The sequence below is a fragment of the Curtobacterium sp. 18060 genome, from assembly GCF_902706105.1.
Classification (GTDB): Bacteria; Actinomycetota; Actinomycetes; order Actinomycetales; family Microbacteriaceae; genus Curtobacterium.
Genome location: NZ_CACSJV010000109.1, coordinates 1 through 1251 on the forward strand (window position 1 = coordinate 1; position 1251 = coordinate 1251).

Sequence of the window (1251 nt, forward strand, 5' to 3'; positions counted from 1 at the left end):
GGGACTGCTGCAGGTTGGGTTGACTCCTGACCTCTGAGGACTTGGTCCTCGGTGGAAGGATGTCGATCATGGCCAAGCCTTATCCGGAGGAGTTCCGACGCGATGTGGTCGCGGTTGCCCGCCGGGGCGAGATCCCGCTGCATCAAGTGGCGAAGGACTTCGGGATATCTGAGGGAACGGTGACGAACTGGCTCCGCCGCGCCGACGTCGACGATGGCGTCAAGCCGGGCGTCACGACTGTGGAGAACGTGGAGCTGCGAGAACTGCGGAAACGGAACCGGCTACTCGAGCAGGAGAACGAGATCCTCCGCCGTGCTGCCGCGTATCTCTCCCAAGCCCATCTCCCAAAATGATGTACCCGCTGGTCCTTGAACTCGCCGCCGACCGGATCCCGGTCGCGGTGACCTGCCGGGTGTTGGGCTTCACGAAGCAGGCGTTCTATGCATGGCGGAGGAACCCGGTGAGCCGCCGCGATTGGGAGAACGCGCACCTGACCAATGCCGCCGTCGACGCGCACCGCGACGACCCGACGTTCGGGTACCGGTTCATCGCCGACGACCTCCACGCAGCCGGCCTGCTCGTCTCGGAGCGGCGTGTCTGGCGGTTGTGCTCGCAGCAGCGGCTCTGGTCACTGCACGCGAAGAAACGGGGCCTGACCCGGAAGGCCGGACCACCAGTGCATGACGATCGGGTGCGGAGGGCGTTCACCGCTCCGGATCTGGACAAGCTGTGGTTGACCGACATCACCGAGCACAACACGGGCGAGGGCAAGCTCTACCTCTGCGCTGTGAAGGACGCGTGCTCCCGCCGGATCGTGGGCTACTCCATCGACTCTCGGATGCGATCCTCGCTCGCCGTCGCGGCACTGCAGATGGCAATCTCTCGCCGCGACCCGCTCCACACCGTGGTTCATTCGGATCGCGGCAGCCAGTTCCGGTCCAAGAAGTTCGTTCGAGCGCTGTCGGATGCCGGACTGCTGGGGTCGATGGGCAGGGTCGGGGCGTGCGCGGACAACGCGGCAATGGAGTCGTTCTTCGCGCTGCTGCAGAAGAACGTCCTCAACCGGCACCGATGGACTTCTCGTGAGCAACTGCGGCTCGCGATCGTGCACTGGATCGAGGGCACCTACCACCGAAAGCGCCGACAGCGCGGTCTCGGGAAGTTGACGCCCATCGAGTACGAAGCAATCATCAACCCACAGGCAGCACTCGCGGCCTAAACCAACGAGTCAACCCAACCTGCAGCAGTCCC

Annotated in this window: 1 protein-coding gene; it reads left to right on the forward strand. The window is 64.6% G+C overall.

All coding sequences use genetic code 11. The annotated features are described in order from the left end of the window. Positions 1-68 precede the first annotated feature (68 nt). Positions 69-1219 (forward strand): IS3 family transposase gene (locus tag GVL05_RS19780; protein WP_235036088.1). Its coding sequence is split into 2 segments (ribosomal slippage): positions 69-336 and positions 336-1219, totalling 1152 coding nucleotides; the frame shifts between segments, so codons are not numbered across the junction. Positions 1220-1251: the final 32 nt, after the last annotated feature.